The organism is Dyella sp. (assembly GCF_035277725.1).
Lineage (GTDB): Bacteria > Pseudomonadota > Gammaproteobacteria > Xanthomonadales > Rhodanobacteraceae > Dyella_B.
Map to the genome: position 1 here is coordinate 1 of NZ_DATEJY010000078.1, position 14,673 is coordinate 14,673.

Sequence of the window (14,673 nt, forward strand, 5' to 3'; positions counted from 1 at the left end):
GCCCATCGCTGTCCGGGGAAAGTTTTGCTTGTTTAAGCGAAATGGCTAAAAAGCTCGTCGTCCCGGCGAAAGCCGGACGCAGCGCGAAGCGCGGAGAACGTCCGAATGGACGGCCCCGAAAGGGGTGAGCGGAGCGAATCACCTAGCGACTTGCGGATACTCAAAGGCACAAGGCACTGTACCCCGGCGTTCGCCGGGGCGACGAGTCAGGGGATATTGAATTTCAAGTAGAAAATTTAGACGTCATGCGATGTGCAAAAGAAAATTTCCGTGCACCTTGTTTTCCCCGGACAGCAATAGGCGAAGGCCGGAACGACGGGATGAGGCGACTGGGAAAGTGACAGGTCACGCTCCGCGCAGACCCTCCCCAACCCTCAATGCTCTGAACTTAAGGTTTTGTCATCCGCCACAGAACCCAAACCCGTCATTCCAGCGAAAGCTGGAATCCAGCGACTTAGCCGAAAGGCACTGGATTCCAGCTTTCGCTGGAATGACGAACGAGAGTTTATGGCGGTTGAAGACCCTTAAGTTCGGAGCATTGCCCCAATCCTCTCCCCGAAGGAGAGGAAGAAAAAAGCTAGCAAACGCCTACCGCACTTACCCACGCCATCGGGCGCCAGCTCGGCGGCGGCGCTGGATCATCGATCGGCGGCGGCTCCGGATTCGGCTCGATCAACGGTGGACGGCTTGGTTGCGGTGTGGGTGGTTCGGGTTGGGGTATCGGGTGCGCCGGGCTCGGTGGTTTTACCGGGTCCGGCGGTGGCGCGGGTTGGGGCTGGACCCAGATGGGAAAGGCGGAGAGTGCTTCGATCAGTGATTTCATGATGAGTGCATGCCGCTCAGTGGGGCGTGGAAACGCGCTGCGACACTTTTTCTTTCTGGGAACGCGCGGCGGAATGTTCCAGGTCGGCTTGCGCAACGATGCTGCAGAGCCGGCCTTCCTTGTCGGTGATGGGAATGCGGCGCACGGCTGCTTGCGCCATCGCATTGGCAACGTCTTCGACACTGGCGTCTTGCGTCAACGACACCGCTGGTGCCGTCATGTAGGCATCCACCACGCAGGTGTCCGGCGATTCGCCGGCAGCCACGCAACGCACGACAATGTCGCGGTCGGTAATGATGCCAACCAGTTTCTGCTGCTCGTCTACGACGGGCACTTCGCCGATATCTGCTTCAAGCATGATCTTGGGGGCGCCTTGCAACGAATCGCGCGCCGAACAACAGCGCGGATGGGTGGTCATGATTTCGCTCGCTTGCATGATTCTTACTCTCCGATAACGCATGAGCCCGATGCGTCGCGGCCGTGTTCTTGGCCAGAAAGCGTGTTCGCACCGGGAACAGCCAGCATGCCTAGCGAACGGAAAAAACCTCGCGCAGGGCAAGCGAACGGACCGGTCTACAGCTCTCCTGGCGAACAGCACACCCATTCGTCAGCATGGCGAAAGAAAAACTCCAATAAAGGCACTTAACTGACCGTTTTCACGGGAATTTTCACGTTGCCATTACGGCGCAACCAGCATCTTGAACAGGCGGTAACGGACCAGGAGGCTGGCGCCGGGATGGCTGCGAGGAGCTAGAGGGGGCTCGCCGATCGCAGGTAAATGCCGCAGTCATTGACGCCAGTCTTACGTTGCGCGGGCCTTGAAGGCATGGAACTCGCGCAACGGTCACGCACATGGGTGTTGCCCGTTTTCCGCTGCATGAGTAAAAGCGCAGTGTTCGATCGGCTCGTCCGCGAAGACCACTGCATTCACCGCCCGGCTTTACACGCTTTTTGAGCCATGCCATGCCGTTAGCGTTACGCCATGATCGCCCTTCCCATTCATTGCCATCCGACTGCGCCGTGTTCATGCTCGACCGGCGCGGTTGTATCGTGGCAATTCATGCAGGGGAAGCGTCATTCGGCGCCATGCAAACGCAGGATCTGATCGGCAAGCATTACACCAGTCTTTACGCAGGTTCCCACGGCAACGATCTGTTGGACGCCGCGATCAACGCGGATGGCACCTATCAGTTCGCCTGCCAGGAGACGTGGCTCGCTCAAGCGCATGGACAACGTCGACGGGTGGAAATCTCCATGCATGCATTGAAAGGCGAAAACCAGCAATTGCATGGCTTTGCCATGGTCGTGCGCCATATGCTTCCGCACACGCTACTGCAGGATCGCCTGCGCGGATGCGAACGGCGTTTCCGTCTTTTCACGCAATGCGTGGACGACGCCGCTTTCTGCATGCTCGATCCGCAAGGCACGGTGATGGATTGGAACGCCGGCGCGCAGCACCTCATCGGGCATGCCGCGCGAAGCATCGTGGGAAAGTCGTTTGCGACGTTTTTCAGTGAACCGCAACGCACCGGCGAATTCCCCGTACACCTGATTCAAACCGCAAGCCGGGACGGCCGCGCCTGCGTAGGGTGCGAACTGCTGCGCGCCGGTGAGGGCTTTCCGGCGGAAGTCATCCTGGAAGCCATCCACGATGGCGACGGTACCCTGCTTGGTTTCGCCCTGATCATGCGTGACCGCACGCAATCCCAGCTGGCCGAGCGCCGCCTGCGCGAAGCACGCGAACAGATCGTGCACGCGCAGAAGATCGAGGCGATGAGCCATCTCACTGGCGGCATCGCGCATGATTTCAACAATGCCTTGCAAGGCATCATCAGCTCGCTCGAACTGGCATCGCTGAGCCTGGACCGGCACCATGCCGAACAAGCCAGGCGGCACGTGCTGCTATCGCTGGACGCCGCCTTGCGCGCCGGGCGCCTGACGCAACGCCTGCTTTCGTTGGCGCGCAGGCAGGCATGCTCCAGCCAGCGCACCAATATCGCCAAGGTGTTCAACGCGATGCGCGAACTGCTCGGCCGCACGCTGGGCGACGGCATCATGCTGGAGGTGTCGTTTCCCGACAATCTGCCGCCGTTGATCTGCGATAGCGGACAACTGGAAAGCGCGCTGGTCAATCTCGCCGTGAATGCACGCGACGCGATGGCCGGGCATGGCCATCTCGCCATCAGCTGCCGACTGTGCCATCCCGGCGACAGCAGTGTGCAGGTATCGCTGGATCACAGCCATGATGTCTACGTCGAAATCTGCGTAACCGACGACGGCCCCGGCATGTGCAGCGAAACGCGGCGGCGCGCGTTCGAACCGTTTTTCACCACCAAGGTGGAAGGACGCGGTACGGGTCTTGGCTTGTCCATGGTGCACGGCTTTACCGCGCAGCACGGCGGCGCCGTGGATATTCAGAGCGTGCCTGGCGCGGGCACGTCGGTGCTGCTTTATCTGCCGTGCGACAGTGCCGGCATGGACATCGCGCCACCGCAGCAACCAAAGAAAGCGCCGAATCTGCGCGGTTATCGCATCCTGGTGGTGGAAGACAACCAGACCATCCGCGAATCCGTCGCCACCCGGCTACGGCAACTGGGTTGCATCGTGGCCGAAGCCGCCACCGGCGATGAGGCCTTGTCGATGCTTGCGGGCAACGCGTCGTGGGACCTGTTGCTGTCGGATCTGGATCTGCCGAGCGTGGATGGCTATGAGTTGTGTTGCCAGGCGCGCAAGTTGCTGCCGAAGTTGCGCGTGATTTTGATGACCGGTTACGCCGAGTCGGAGTGGCATGATTTCAAGGCGTTCGACAACGCGATGGATGCCTTGATCAAACCGTTCGACATGGGGGAGTTGTTGAACAAGGTGCAGGTGTTGTTGCAGCCGGCGGAGTGATTTACGCAGGTTGGGGGGAGGCAACGCCGAACCCCAACATGGCGGCATGCAAATGGCGGAAACGTTGGGTTTCGCATTCGCTTACTCCAACCTACATGGCTAACCTGCCCTTCGTCCCACCACCGACACCGCGTGCACATGCTCAGGGCCTGCCATGAACGCACGCAAATCATCTACCAGTTGCTGGTAGCGATGATCATGCGTATCGCGGTTGATCGAGCGCAACACGGACGAGGGATGCCAGGTGGCCATCGCATCGATGCCGCCGGACAGCCTGAGCCAGCGGCCGTGGCTCATGGTGATTTGAAAGGTGGTGCCGAAGAATGCCTGCGCTGCCATCGCACCCAGCGCCAGCACGCGTTGCGGGCGCACTTCGCGCAGTTCCGCCGCCAGCCATTCGCGGCAGATGGCCTGTTCCGCGGCGTTGGCGCGCTTGTGCAAGCGGCGCTTGCCGCGCAGCTCGTATTTGAAATGCTTGACGGCATTGGTGATGTAGACGTTGGCGCGATCGAGACCGGCTTCGTGCAGCGCACGGTCAAGCAACGCACCGGCCGGCCCGACGAATGGCTCGCCCGAAGCGTCTTCCTGCAAGCCGGGCTGCTCGCCTACCAACATCATGGGCGCATGTGCAGGTCCCTTGCCGAACACCGTTTGCGTGGCATGTTTCCAGAGTGGACAGTCGTGGCAGCGCAACGCCAAATCGCGCAACTCTTTCAACGATCCTTGCGGGGGAGACATGCTGGGCGGCCGGGCCAGCGGGGACTCCCACGCCGGTCGTGTTTGCGGCATTTCGCTGATCCTCGCGTTACCTGAACGAAGCTTCCGATAGCGCTTATCGACAAAACGTGCAGATTCAGTCAATAGTCACGTACATGTCTGGCGATCAAGCGACGAAAGATCGCTTGTTGAAGCTTTCTTATCGTCGGCTTCACGCGCTCACGACAAACACATCAGTGTTGCTGATGATTCGAGCTCTTGTTGCGTTCCGCTGAAGAGGCGCGGCTGCGCAGGCCACCTTTCTTGCCGAGCTCTGCATAGCCTTCGCGGCCAAGTTCCTGCCTGCGTGCTTCGCCGCCTTGCTTGCCGAGAGCCGAATAACCTTCCGAGCCGAGTTCTTCTTTGCGGGCGGCGCCGCCTTTCTTGCCAAGCGCCGAATAACCTTCCGGTCCCAATTGTTCTTTACGTGCCTCGCCGCCTTTGCGGCCGGCTTCGCGTACGCTCATGGCGCCCCGCTCCGGGTTGCGCTGTTTCCTGCTCATGCCCTTACCTCTTGTATTGCTCTGCAAAAAATCCGGCCGCTTGCAATCCACGCGGCCATGCAAGAGCTGAACATGCCATCGCCTGTGTGATGCCTGCGTGCTTCCGCGGCTTGCATGTGTGTGAAAGCTTGCTGCATGTCACAACACCAAGCAGTGCGCGCGCAAACGCAGCAAGCGCCAGTCAGTGTGCTTTTCGCTGCGAAAAACCTGCATTTTTCACGCATATGAATTGATGCACAGACATGACATCCAGCTAGCATCCGATTCACCCTCTCGCCACTCGCACGCGCAGTAGCTTTTGGTCACGAACACGAACCGGAGTGCCTCATGGCCAAGAAATCCAGCGATGCGAAACACACGTGTGCACGCCCGGAACAGCGCAATCGCATGACCGCACAAGAGCGCAGCGTGGCCGACACCAGCGTCATTCCCAGCAAGCAGGCGTGGGACACCAACGATGCCTCGCCCGGCTTCGGGCCGCGCAGTTTCGATCCCGATCGGCGCACCGAACACCTGGGTTACCGCGATCCGGAAGAACCAAGCCAGGGTCCGCTGCGTTTGGATGAAACCAACTACAGCGTGGAGCGGCTTACGCTGCCCGAAGGCGGCTACAACGAATACGCAGACGAAGTCGGCCCCAGCGACGAAGAAGACGCGCAGCACAGCGACCAGGCGCAGCGCTTGCAGTATCGCGATACGCAAGACGAACTGCTGAGCGATCTGCCACCCGGCGACGTCAATCCCGCCTACGAACCGGACGATCCCGATCTTGGTTTCCGGTTGACCACGGAACATCTGGAAACCGCACCAGAAGGCTATGTCGATCGCGATGCCGAAAAGGTCACGCACTACGCCGAGCGGGCCGCACGGCGCGGCAACCGCACCGACGAGTTGATTCGCGAAGATGTCTACGAAGCACTCGACAACCGCGCGGACATCGACGCACCGGACATCTCGCTGCATGTGCGCGATGGCACAGTGATTATCGAAGGCGAGGTATCGGATGCGATGGTGCGCCACCGCGTGGAGCAGTGCGTGGATAGCGTGGATGGGGTGAAGGACATCAACAACCGTCTGCATCTGGCCGCACCGCAGCCGCGTCGACCGTGGAGCGATGAATAAGCGCACCCATCATGATCATTGCGGAACAACTGTTCGCTCCCCTGTTCGCAGGGGAGGGTTGGGGTCAGTGCTTCGGACTTAAGGGCAATGGCACTAGCGTAAGCATCGTCGTCCCGGCTTTCGCCGGGACGACGGTTCAAGGTATCTCTCAGAACCGTAGGTTGGGGTGCGAACCCCAACATCGCCATGCCGATCATCACGCGATGTTGGGGTTCGCACCCCAACCTACGCGGAGATGGCCATCCCGAGCATTCAGAAACGGATGTGTTGATTTATAGAAATGCCCTTAAGCATCGCGTCGGGTGCATGCTAAAGCATGAGCAACCCCACCCCACCCCTCCCCTGCTGACGCAGGGGAGGGAGCAGGCAGCGGCCAGGGCGACGATTCATGCGTTCATGCCAACTCGTACGGCAAATATGTCGGCTCCCACACAAACGCCTCGATGCACCGCTCCACTTCCGCTTCGTCGCACGCCGCCGCCACGCCATCCACCTGCGCCTGCAACGCCACCGCCTTCGCTACCGCGATGGACACCTCGCGTAACTGATCCACCGGCGGCAGCAATGAAGCGGTCTTGTCCTTCACCGTCGGCGACATCGCCGCTACAGCTTTGGCTGCCGCCATGAACATCGCATCCGTGACACGCTTGGCGCCCACTGCGAGCACCCCCAATCCCACGCCGGGAAACACATACGAATTGTTGGTTTGATCGATGTGCACGCTTTTCCCTTGCCAGAGCACCGGCGCAAACGGGCTGCCGGTGCCGATCAAGGCGCGTCCATCGGTCCATTCAAGCAGTTGCTGCGGCGTGGCTTCGCTGCGCGAGGTCGGATTGGAGAGCGGAAAGATCACCGGGCGCGCCACGTTCTGCGCCATGGTGCGAACCACGTCTTCCGCAAAAGCGCCGGCCTGCCCCGATACACCGATCAAGACCGTCGGCTTGGCATGGCGCATCACGTCCAGCAAACCGATGTGGCTGGATGCATCGGTGTTCCAGCCCTTTATCGCTTCGCGCGATTGCACGAACGGCGCCTGCGCAGCGGTCAAACCTTCCATGCCTTCGACCAGCAAGCCATTGCGGTCGACCAGGAAAAACGCCTTGCGCGCCTGTGCTTCGCTTACGCCGGCATCCACCACGGCGCGCAGCAACAACGACGAGATGCCGCAACCGGCCGAGCCCGCGCCCAGCACGGCAATGCGCTGCTCCTGCAAGGGGATGCCGGTGACGTTGATGGCGGCCAGCAAGGTGCCGGCGGCAATCGCGGCGGTGCCCTGGATATCGTCGTTGAAGGTGCACAGGCGATCGCGATACTTCTGCAGCAGGCGGCCGGCATTGGCACCGGCGAAGTCTTCCCATTGCAGCAGCACGTCCGGCCAGCGCTCGATCACCGCACTGACGAATTCCTCCACGAATCCGTCGTATTCGGCGCCGACGATGCGCTCGTGCCGCCAGCCGATGTACAGCGGGTTGGTCAGGCGTTCGCGATTGTTGGTGCCGACATCCAGCAGGATCGGCAGCGTGAGTTCGGGATGGATGCCGGCGCACCCGGTGTAGAGCGAGAGCTTGCCGATCGGAATGCCCATGCCGCCCGCGCCCTGGTCGCCCAGGCCAAGAATGCGCTCGCCATCGCTCACCACGATGACGCGCACGCGGTCGAAGCGCGGATCGGCCAGAATCTCGCGAATGCGCTGCTTGTTGGGATAGCTCAGGAACAAGCCGCGCGGCTTGCGCCAGATCTCGCTGAAATGCTGGCAGCCCTCGCCCACCGTCGGCGTGTACACCAGCGGCAGCAGTTCTTCCAGGTGATGCACCAGCACGTGATAGAACAGCGTTTCGTTGGTGTCCTGCAGATCGCGCAAAAATGCATAGCGCTCGAAATCGGTACTGAAGGCGCGCAGGATCTTCAGCCGCCGCTCCGCCTGCTCATCGATGGTGCCGACGTGCGGCGGCAGCAAGCCATGCAGGCGAAACGTGTCGCGCTCACTCGCGGTAAACGCCATGCCCTTGTTCAACATCGGCTTGTTGATCAGGTCATAGCCGGTAAGGCTGGTTTTGATGACGGCCTGGATGGCGTCTTGATTCGGCATGTCGCATGGCCCTTTTCGTCGCTGGCCGTGAATTAGAACCCGCGCAGTGTTACAAAGTTGTCGCAACGGTTCGGCGCCGGAAGGCTGCTTTCGCAGGATCATCAAGAAGCACGCTGACATACTTCTAACAGGCGTCGGTATTGAATCACCCATCCACAAGGAGGCATGCACATGAAGATGCAAAAGAACGGTATGGCAAGAACCTCGATAATGGCCGCGGCAGCTTTCGCATGCTGCCTGGCGTGCGGCGCGGCATCCGCCCAGGACCTTGGCAACCTGGGCAGCAGCCTCAGCGGAAAACTCGGCGGCCTGGGCAATGCCGGCTCGTTGAGTTCCGGCAGCATGGGCAACGTGGCCGGGTTGCTGCAGTACTGCGTCAAGAACAACTACCTCGGCGGCGACTCCGGCGCATCGGGCCTTGCCAGCAAACTGCTGGGCAAGACCAACGGCGGCGCCAGCAATGGCGATTACCAGAGCGGCCTTAGCGGGATTCTCAAGGGCAACAACGGGAAGACCACCGATCTGTCCAGCGTGGGCGGCGGCAATAGCGATTTGAAGTCGAAGATCACCACCAAGGCGTGTGATGTGGTGTTGAAGCAGGGGAAGAATTTCCTCGGGCATTGATGATGCAGCACCTAGGTTGGGGTGAGGCGCAGCCGAACCCCAACAACCATGCAGCGTGGCGACGCCCCTCATGATGAAAGTTGCTTCCAACACCGTCGCCCCGGCGAACGCCGGGGCGACGGATCAGGAGAGGTACGCACATGCAAGGCCATGCATGGCTTTATTGCCGGATCTCGGCTTCCACCAGCTTGGCCAGCAACACCAGCGATTCCTGCCAGCCCAGGTAGCACGCCTCAGCCGGAATCACCTCGGGAATTCCCTCCTGCACCACGGTCAGCTCCGTGCCGCAAAACACGGCGCGCAACGAAACGGTCGTCTGCATCGTGCCCGGCAGGTTGGGATCATCGAACACACCGGTGTAGCGCAGCCGCTCGTTGGGCACCAATTCCAGGTATTCGCCGCCGAACGAATGGCCGTCGCCGGTGGTGAAGTTGGCAAACGACATGCGGTATTGCCCGCCTACCTTGGGTTCCAGCTTGGACACGCGGCCGGTAAATCCATTGGGCGGCAGCCACTTGGCCATGGCGTCGGCGTCGAGAAAGGCGCGATAGACGCGGTCGGGCGTGGCGCGAAGCACGCGGTGAAGACGAACGGTTTGGGTCGACATGGGTTTGGTCTCGGGTGCAGAGGAAAGTCCTCCGATCTGTATGACGAACAGCATGGAATGGATTCGACATGCTCCGGCTTGCTACCCACTATTCCGCCAGCGGCTCCACCGGCACCAGCATGCCGCGCTTGATCGTGCCCAGGGTGACGCGCGTTTGATAGCGGCGGACGTTGGCATTGTCGGTAAGCAATCGTTGCATCAGGGCTTCGAAATCCTCGACGTCGCGCGCCACGATGATCAACACGTAATCCCCTGCCCCGGTGACGTACCACGCTTCCTGGATCATCGGTTCGGCGGCGATCCATTGCTTGAGGCTGGCCAGCAGCTCGGGCCGTTCGCGCTCCACTTCCACGTCGACGATCAGCGTCAACGGGCGGCCGATGCTCCTGGCATCGATCACGGCCACTTCGGCGATGATGACTCCGCCATCGCGCAGGCGCGTGATGCGCCGTTGCACGGCCGATGCCGAAAGGCCGATATCGGCCCCGATCAGCTCGGCGGACCGGCGCACGTCTTTTTGCAGGATGGCGAGGATGCGTCGGTCAAGCTTGTCCAGTTCGATGGGCATGTGCGCGCGGTAGGGGCGTAAGTGGGGGAAATAACGCGTTTGACTGTTGATCGTCGCGGGCTGGCCGCGCGGGCAAACCCTAGCATAAGTCGCCATCACGGCTGCTTCGGAATGGGTACCTGCACATGGTTCTGGATCGCGACATCGACGGTGTGCTTGACGCACGGCGCCATATCGATCGGGTGTTTCTCCGCTCATCGCTGCTCACTGCCGCGGCGCTGGATGCTGCAACAGGCTGCCAGGTGCTGGCGAAATCCGAACTGGCCAATCCGATCGGTTGCTTCAAGGGGCGTGGCGCGGATTTGTTCTGCGCCACGGCGCTGGCACCGGGGGAATCGTTGGTCTGCGCGTCGGCCGGCAACTTTGGACAAGGGCTGGCGTATGCGGCGCAGCGGCGCGGCCATGCATGCACGGTGTTTGCCTCGACCCAGGCGAATCCCGTCAAGCTTGATGCCATGCGTCGCCTGGGTGCGGACGTTCGCCTCAGCGGCATGGACTTCGACGCCGCCAAAGCCTCCGCGCGAGAACACGCCGTGCAAACCGGCCAGCGCTGGGTGGAGGACGGCGCCGAACCGGCCATCGCGGATGGCGCCGGCACGATTGCTCTGGAACTGCTCGATGCGGCGCCGTTCGACGTGCTCGTCGTACCGCTCGGCAACGGCGCGTTGCTCGATGGCGTAGGCCGGGTGGTGCGCGCCTTGGCATCGCACGTGCGCATTGTCGCGGTGGTGGCGGCCAACGCACCGGCGATGAAGCTTTCATTGGAAACCGGAAAAGCCATCGCCACCGAACATGCCGAGACCATCGCCGATGGTATTGCCGTGCGCGTGCCGATTGCCGCCACACTGCCGCTACTGCGCGAATGTTGCGATGACATTGTCGCGGTATCCGAAGTGGATCTGTTCGCGGCCATGCAATTGATTCACCGCACGCTCGGCGTCGTGGTCGAGCCCGCGGGCGCTGCCGGCATCGCCGCCATGCTGGCGGAACCCGCGCGTTACGCAGGACAACGCATAGCCACGATTTTGACGGGTGGAAACATCGCGCCTGCCTTGCGCGAACGCCTGCTCGCCGCCTGATTTGCTTCACCCGCTTCCATCACAACCTTCCTGCCCATGAAACTTCTCTATCAAACGCACTCACCCTATGCCCGCAAGGTGCTGGTCGCCGCCCATGAAATGGGCGTGGCCGATCGCCTGCAAGTGGTACACCACGAAACCAGTCCGCTCGCGCGCAACGATGATGTCTTCGCGCTCAATCCGCTGGGGAAAGTGCCCGTGCTGATCAGCGGCGATGGCGAAGTGATCTTCGACTCGTGCGTGATCTGCGAATACCTGGATTCCCTGCACGATGGCGCCAAGCTGATCCCCACCGACCCCGGACTTCGCTATCGCGCACTTCGCCATCAAGCCATTGCCACGGGCATTGCCGATGCGGGCATCGCCGTACGCTGGGAAACCGAGCGGCGGCCAGAAGCCGTGCGCTGGGCACCGCTGCGTGACGGGCAACTGCAAAAGATCATCGCTGCCTGCGATTTTCTCGAAACGCATCTCGACGCGCAAAAAGCGATCGATATCGGCGATATCGCGCTGGCAACGGCGCTGAGCTGGATTGATTTTCGCGGTGTATATGCTTTCCAGCAGGCACGGCCGCAGCTTTCTTCCTGGTACACGCAGTTCTGCGCGCGGCCGTCGATGCTGGCGACCACGTTGCATGGCGATACCGTGGATACCGCACCAGGGAGCCGATAATGGCCACGCCCTGGGTCGATTGGTTGTTTCTGCGCGGTCATGTTGTGCCGTCGAAACTGGCTTGGCGGCCTGACGAAACATCTTCCACACAGAAGAGTCCATCTTGTTTACTTAACCCATACAAGGCGCTCGCCACGCTTCGCCTATGCATGGGCATTGGCGATGGCGCCATGCGTATGCAATAAAATCCGAACTGCGCGCTTTTACTCGCTACGAGACAACTTGTAGGTTGGGGTGAGGCACAGCCGAACCCCAACAATGGCCTGCAGCCATTAGCAACGTTGCAATCAGTCGGTCACTTCAATCGCGTCGACCCGATCCGGATAAAACGCCACATATTCCTTGATCTGCGCCACCGCATCATGCGGATTCTCATACGTCCACACGGCATTGTTCGCCCGCTCACCGCCAGCGGGAATGCTGTAGTAGGAACAGTTGCCCTTGTACGGGCAATACGTGGCGTGATCGGTGCGCTTCAGCAACGACATATCCACATCCGCGCGTGGAACGTATTGCACCGCCGGGTAGTTCGCCTCCTGCAGCGTCAGCGCGTGGCGTGTGTCGGCGATGATGCGGCCGCCTGCTTTCACCACCATGTGCTGCCGATGGGGTGTGATGGAGATGGGATGGTCCGGTCCGGGCAGCTTGACCGGGCGGGAGCCGATATCGGATTGCGTCATGGTCGCGTCTCCTCAGGGGTTCAGGAGAGCGATATGGGCGGTCAGCCGCGTATCCAAGTGGCCATGCGTAGGCTGGGATGGAATCCCAGCATCGGCAAGCTCACAAAGCTGGGATTTCATCCCAGCCTACGTCCCAACAATAACTACTCGCCGGGGTGGTAGACCCGCTCCACATGTCCCTTCAGCTCCTCCGGCCAGAAATAAACCTGCCTGAGGTTGCCGGTGGTGTAGCGCTCCGCCTCGTCATTGAAATGCGGCGAATCCGGATGACCGCTTTCGCCGCCGGCCGTGATCGCGCGTGCATGCACCTTGTCGCCAAACTCCACCACTGCCACGAAGCTGTTGCCGCTGGTGCCGTAATAACGCTTGGTGCCGGGCCAGCGATGCGCGCCGAAGGATGCGAGCGAGCCCCAGCGCGATGAGGTAAACGGCACCGGGATGCTGGGTTTGCTGTCGTCGAAATGCGGTGCGATATCGTCGTTGACGCGCTGGAAGCGGTTTACCTCGCCCCACGGAACGCCCCAGCTGCCGAAATCTTTCACCAGGCGATCGGAGGCATCGGCGAGTGCCTGCAACCTTGCTTGCGATCCGGCCTTCTCGGCCATCATGTCGTACATCGACAGGCCTTCGGCGTTATCGGCCTTGTCCATCTTGTCCCACAGCGTATCGCCCCAGAACACGGCGAGCGTGGTGGGCATGGAGGCAATGCCCCAGCGATAGTCCCAATGGCGCAGCATGGCGATCTGGCCAGCGAGCTTCTGCTTGAGCGGATCGCTGTCCGGCAATGCGTCGTAGTCGCGCACCAGTATGGGAATCTGCCGCGCGAATTCCGGCAGGTAGGAATCGAACGCGAGCGTGATCAGCGACGCCATGCTGAAGCCCTGCTGGTTGGTCAGCAGCAGGGTGGCGTGCACGCCGCGCGGGTTTTCACCGACGGTATCCATGTAGCGCGGATACTCAGCGCGCTTTGGGCTATACGGGCCGGCGGCAGCATACGGCCAGTCGTTGGTGTTCATCACCCAGCCGTTGGGCGGATTGAACACATGCGGCAGATCATTGAGCGGCACCAGGCCTTTCCAATCCGTGGCCGGGTTGCTGCCATCGACGGGCTTGGTGTAGTCAAAGCGATCGTCGCGCCTGGGTATGAATTGCGGGTGCAGGTACGCGATTTCGCCTTTGTCATCCGCAAAGATGGTGTTGTTGGATGAGTTGGCCTGCAGCGCCGCCACTTTCATGTAGCTGGCGTAATCGCTGGCCTTGGTGCGCAGCCAGCTTTGCTCCAGCGCTTGCAGCGGCTTGTTCATCACCGCGATGGCGATCCACTTGCCGTCTTGCTCGCGCACGATGGGGCCGTGATGCGTGGCGTAGACGGTAAAGCTGCGCTGTGCCATCGAACTGTCGCTATGGCGATAAGGCACCGTGATCTGGCGCACCGTGACTGGCCGCAGTTCGCTGCCGTAGCGATAAAACAGCTTGCCATCCTTGTGCACGATGGTTTCAGCGAATTCGTCCACCGCGTCGGCCGTGGTAGAGGTATGCATCCAGCCGATGTGCGGGTTGAAACCCTGGTAGATAAAGAACTGGCCCCATGTAACGGCGCCATAGGCATCGAGCCCTGCATCGCTCGACATCTGCAGTTCGGAGCGGAAGTAGAACGAGGTGTGCGGATTGATCCACAGCAGCGCATGGCCATCGACGGTGAGCTTGGGTGCAATGGCAATGCCGTTGGAACCGGTCGGTTCCGCCCAGCTCGATGGCGTATCGGCGAAGGCAACTTTGTCACCATCGTGACCGTAAAAGGCTTGCAGCTGCTTGAGCAACACGCGCTCGATATCGCCACCGATGCTGCCCTCGCTGAAACTCAACGCCATCCACGGCTCGAAATGCTTGATCACGCGCGGATGCACATCGGGATGCGTCGCCAAGTATTCGTTCAAACCATCGGCCCAGGCGTTCATCAGCGCCTTCAGCCATGCCGGGCTGCTGGCGTATTGGCGTTGCAGTTCTGCCGGATCGATAAACAGCTTCTGGCGCAGGTCGCTCCAGATGGCGGATTCGCCTTCGGCCTCGGCCAGGCGTCCCAGTGAATTGAGGTAATTGGTTTCGACGCGATTGAAGTCATCTTCGGCTTGCGCATAGGCCATGCCGAAGACCGCATCCGCATCGGTCTTGCCATGGACGTGGGCAATGCCCCAATCGTCGCGCGTGATGGTGACGGCCTTCGCTTCGCGTTGCCAACGGGCGGATGCGTCATCCGC

The 14,673-nt window shown here is 61.1% G+C and carries 14 protein-coding genes; 5 read left to right on the top strand and 9 right to left on the bottom strand.

The window, feature by feature from the left end:
* Nucleotides 1-577: 577 nt before the first annotated feature.
* On the bottom strand, nt 578-823 hold the full coding sequence (locus VJR68_RS07600; RefSeq protein WP_324147058.1) for a hypothetical protein: 246 nt from the start codon (nt 821-823) through the stop codon (nt 578-580).
* 16 nt (nt 824-839) lie between these two features.
* Nucleotides 840-1,259, bottom strand: coding sequence for a CBS domain-containing protein (locus VJR68_RS07605; RefSeq protein WP_324147059.1), 420 nt, complete (start codon nt 1,257-1,259; stop codon nt 840-842).
* 650 nt (nt 1,260-1,909) lie between these two features.
* Between VJR68_RS07605 and VJR68_RS07610 the strand changes: the two genes are divergently transcribed.
* A complete protein-coding gene (locus VJR68_RS07610; protein ID WP_324147060.1) occupies nt 1,910-3,715 on the top strand; it encodes a hybrid sensor histidine kinase/response regulator in 1,806 nt (601 codons plus the stop codon).
* Between the two features lie 99 nt (nt 3,716-3,814).
* On the opposite strand, the gene VJR68_RS07615 is transcribed toward VJR68_RS07610, so the two are convergent.
* Entirely contained in the window at nt 3,815-4,453 is a 639-nt protein-coding gene (locus tag VJR68_RS07615) for a UdgX family uracil-DNA binding protein (protein ID WP_324147061.1), read from the bottom strand.
* Between the two features lie 212 nt (nt 4,454-4,665).
* The gene (locus tag VJR68_RS07620; protein ID WP_324147062.1) at nt 4,666-4,938 is read right to left on the bottom strand and encodes a KGG domain-containing protein; all 273 of its coding nucleotides are present in this window, start codon (nt 4,936-4,938) and stop codon (nt 4,666-4,668) included.
* A 363-nt stretch (nt 4,939-5,301) separates the two neighbouring features.
* Here VJR68_RS07620 and VJR68_RS07625 point away from each other — a divergent pair, with 363 nt between their 5' ends.
* On the top strand, nt 5,302-6,096 hold the full coding sequence (locus VJR68_RS07625) for a BON domain-containing protein (RefSeq protein WP_324147063.1): 795 nt from the start codon (nt 5,302-5,304) through the stop codon (nt 6,094-6,096).
* Between the two features lie 394 nt (nt 6,097-6,490).
* Here VJR68_RS07625 and VJR68_RS07630 read toward each other — a convergent pair whose 3' ends face one another.
* Nucleotides 6,491-8,185, bottom strand: a complete 1,695-nt coding sequence (locus VJR68_RS07630; RefSeq protein WP_324147064.1) for an NAD-dependent malic enzyme — start codon at nt 8,183-8,185, stop codon at nt 6,491-6,493.
* A gap of 171 nt (nt 8,186-8,356) precedes the next feature.
* On the opposite strand from VJR68_RS07630, the gene VJR68_RS07635 reads away from it, so the two are divergent.
* Nucleotides 8,357-8,809, top strand: coding sequence for a DUF2501 domain-containing protein (locus VJR68_RS07635; RefSeq protein WP_324147065.1), 453 nt, complete (start codon nt 8,357-8,359; stop codon nt 8,807-8,809).
* Between the two features lie 160 nt (nt 8,810-8,969).
* Here VJR68_RS07635 and VJR68_RS07640 read toward each other — a convergent pair whose 3' ends face one another.
* Nucleotides 8,970-9,416: an SRPBCC family protein gene (locus tag VJR68_RS07640; RefSeq protein WP_324147066.1), complete on the bottom strand. Its 447-nt coding sequence runs from the start codon at nt 9,414-9,416 to the stop codon at nt 8,970-8,972.
* Nucleotides 9,417-9,504: 88 nt separating this feature from the next.
* On the bottom strand, nt 9,505-9,984 hold the full coding sequence (locus VJR68_RS07645; protein ID WP_324147067.1) for an Lrp/AsnC family transcriptional regulator: 480 nt from the start codon (nt 9,982-9,984) through the stop codon (nt 9,505-9,507).
* 125 nt (nt 9,985-10,109) lie between these two features.
* Between VJR68_RS07645 and VJR68_RS07650 the strand changes: the two genes are divergently transcribed.
* Together VJR68_RS07650 and VJR68_RS07655 are read left to right on the top strand one after the other, a co-directional pair.
* Nucleotides 10,110-11,063 carry a threonine ammonia-lyase gene (locus tag VJR68_RS07650; protein WP_324147068.1) on the top strand — a complete coding sequence of 318 codons (954 nt, stop codon included), beginning with the start codon at nt 10,110-10,112 and terminating at the stop codon, nt 11,061-11,063.
* A gap of 36 nt (nt 11,064-11,099) precedes the next feature.
* Nucleotides 11,100-11,735 (top strand): glutathione S-transferase family protein, encoded by a 636-nt coding sequence (locus VJR68_RS07655; RefSeq protein WP_324147069.1) that lies wholly within the window; start codon nt 11,100-11,102, stop codon nt 11,733-11,735.
* Between the two features lie 287 nt (nt 11,736-12,022).
* Here the strand turns inward: VJR68_RS07655 and VJR68_RS07660 are convergent, their stop codons facing one another.
* Both VJR68_RS07660 and VJR68_RS07665 read right to left on the bottom strand, forming a co-directional pair.
* Complete coding sequence (locus tag VJR68_RS07660; protein WP_324147071.1) at nt 12,023-12,415, bottom strand: DUF427 domain-containing protein; 393 nt, start codon at nt 12,413-12,415, stop codon at nt 12,023-12,025.
* Nucleotides 12,416-12,558: 143 nt separating this feature from the next.
* Nucleotides 12,559-14,673 (bottom strand): penicillin acylase family protein (locus tag VJR68_RS07665; RefSeq protein WP_324147072.1); only part of this gene is annotated, 2,115 nt, incomplete at its 5' end.

Excerpts from the sequence above, each read along its gene's own strand:
- VJR68_RS07610 (WP_324147060.1), top strand. The coding sequence starts at position 1,910 with ATGCAAACGCAGGATCTGATCGGCAAGCATTACACCAGTCTTTACGCA.
- VJR68_RS07600 (WP_324147058.1), bottom strand. The coding sequence starts at position 823 with ATGAAATCACTGATCGAAGCACTCTCCGCCTTTCCCATCTGGGTCCAG.
- VJR68_RS07640 (WP_324147066.1), bottom strand. The coding sequence starts at position 9,416 with ATGTCGACCCAAACCGTTCGTCTTCACCGCGTGCTTCGCGCCACGCCC.
- VJR68_RS07620 (WP_324147062.1), bottom strand. The coding sequence starts at position 4,938 with ATGAGCGTACGCGAAGCCGGCCGCAAAGGCGGCGAGGCACGTAAAGAA.
- VJR68_RS07645 (WP_324147067.1), bottom strand. The coding sequence starts at position 9,984 with ATGCCCATCGAACTGGACAAGCTTGACCGACGCATCCTCGCCATCCTG.
- VJR68_RS07630 (WP_324147064.1), bottom strand. The coding sequence starts at position 8,185 with ATGCCGAATCAAGACGCCATCCAGGCCGTCATCAAAACCAGCCTTACC.
- VJR68_RS07660 (WP_324147071.1), bottom strand. The coding sequence starts at position 12,415 with ATGACGCAATCCGATATCGGCTCCCGCCCGGTCAAGCTGCCCGGACCG.
- VJR68_RS07635 (WP_324147065.1), top strand. The coding sequence starts at position 8,357 with ATGAAGATGCAAAAGAACGGTATGGCAAGAACCTCGATAATGGCCGCG.
- VJR68_RS07655 (WP_324147069.1), top strand. The coding sequence starts at position 11,100 with ATGAAACTTCTCTATCAAACGCACTCACCCTATGCCCGCAAGGTGCTG.
- VJR68_RS07605 (WP_324147059.1), bottom strand. The coding sequence starts at position 1,259 with ATGCAAGCGAGCGAAATCATGACCACCCATCCGCGCTGTTGTTCGGCG.
- VJR68_RS07615 (WP_324147061.1), bottom strand. The coding sequence starts at position 4,453 with ATGTCTCCCCCGCAAGGATCGTTGAAAGAGTTGCGCGATTTGGCGTTG.
- VJR68_RS07625 (WP_324147063.1), top strand. The coding sequence starts at position 5,302 with ATGGCCAAGAAATCCAGCGATGCGAAACACACGTGTGCACGCCCGGAA.
- VJR68_RS07650 (WP_324147068.1), top strand. The coding sequence starts at position 10,110 with ATGGTTCTGGATCGCGACATCGACGGTGTGCTTGACGCACGGCGCCAT.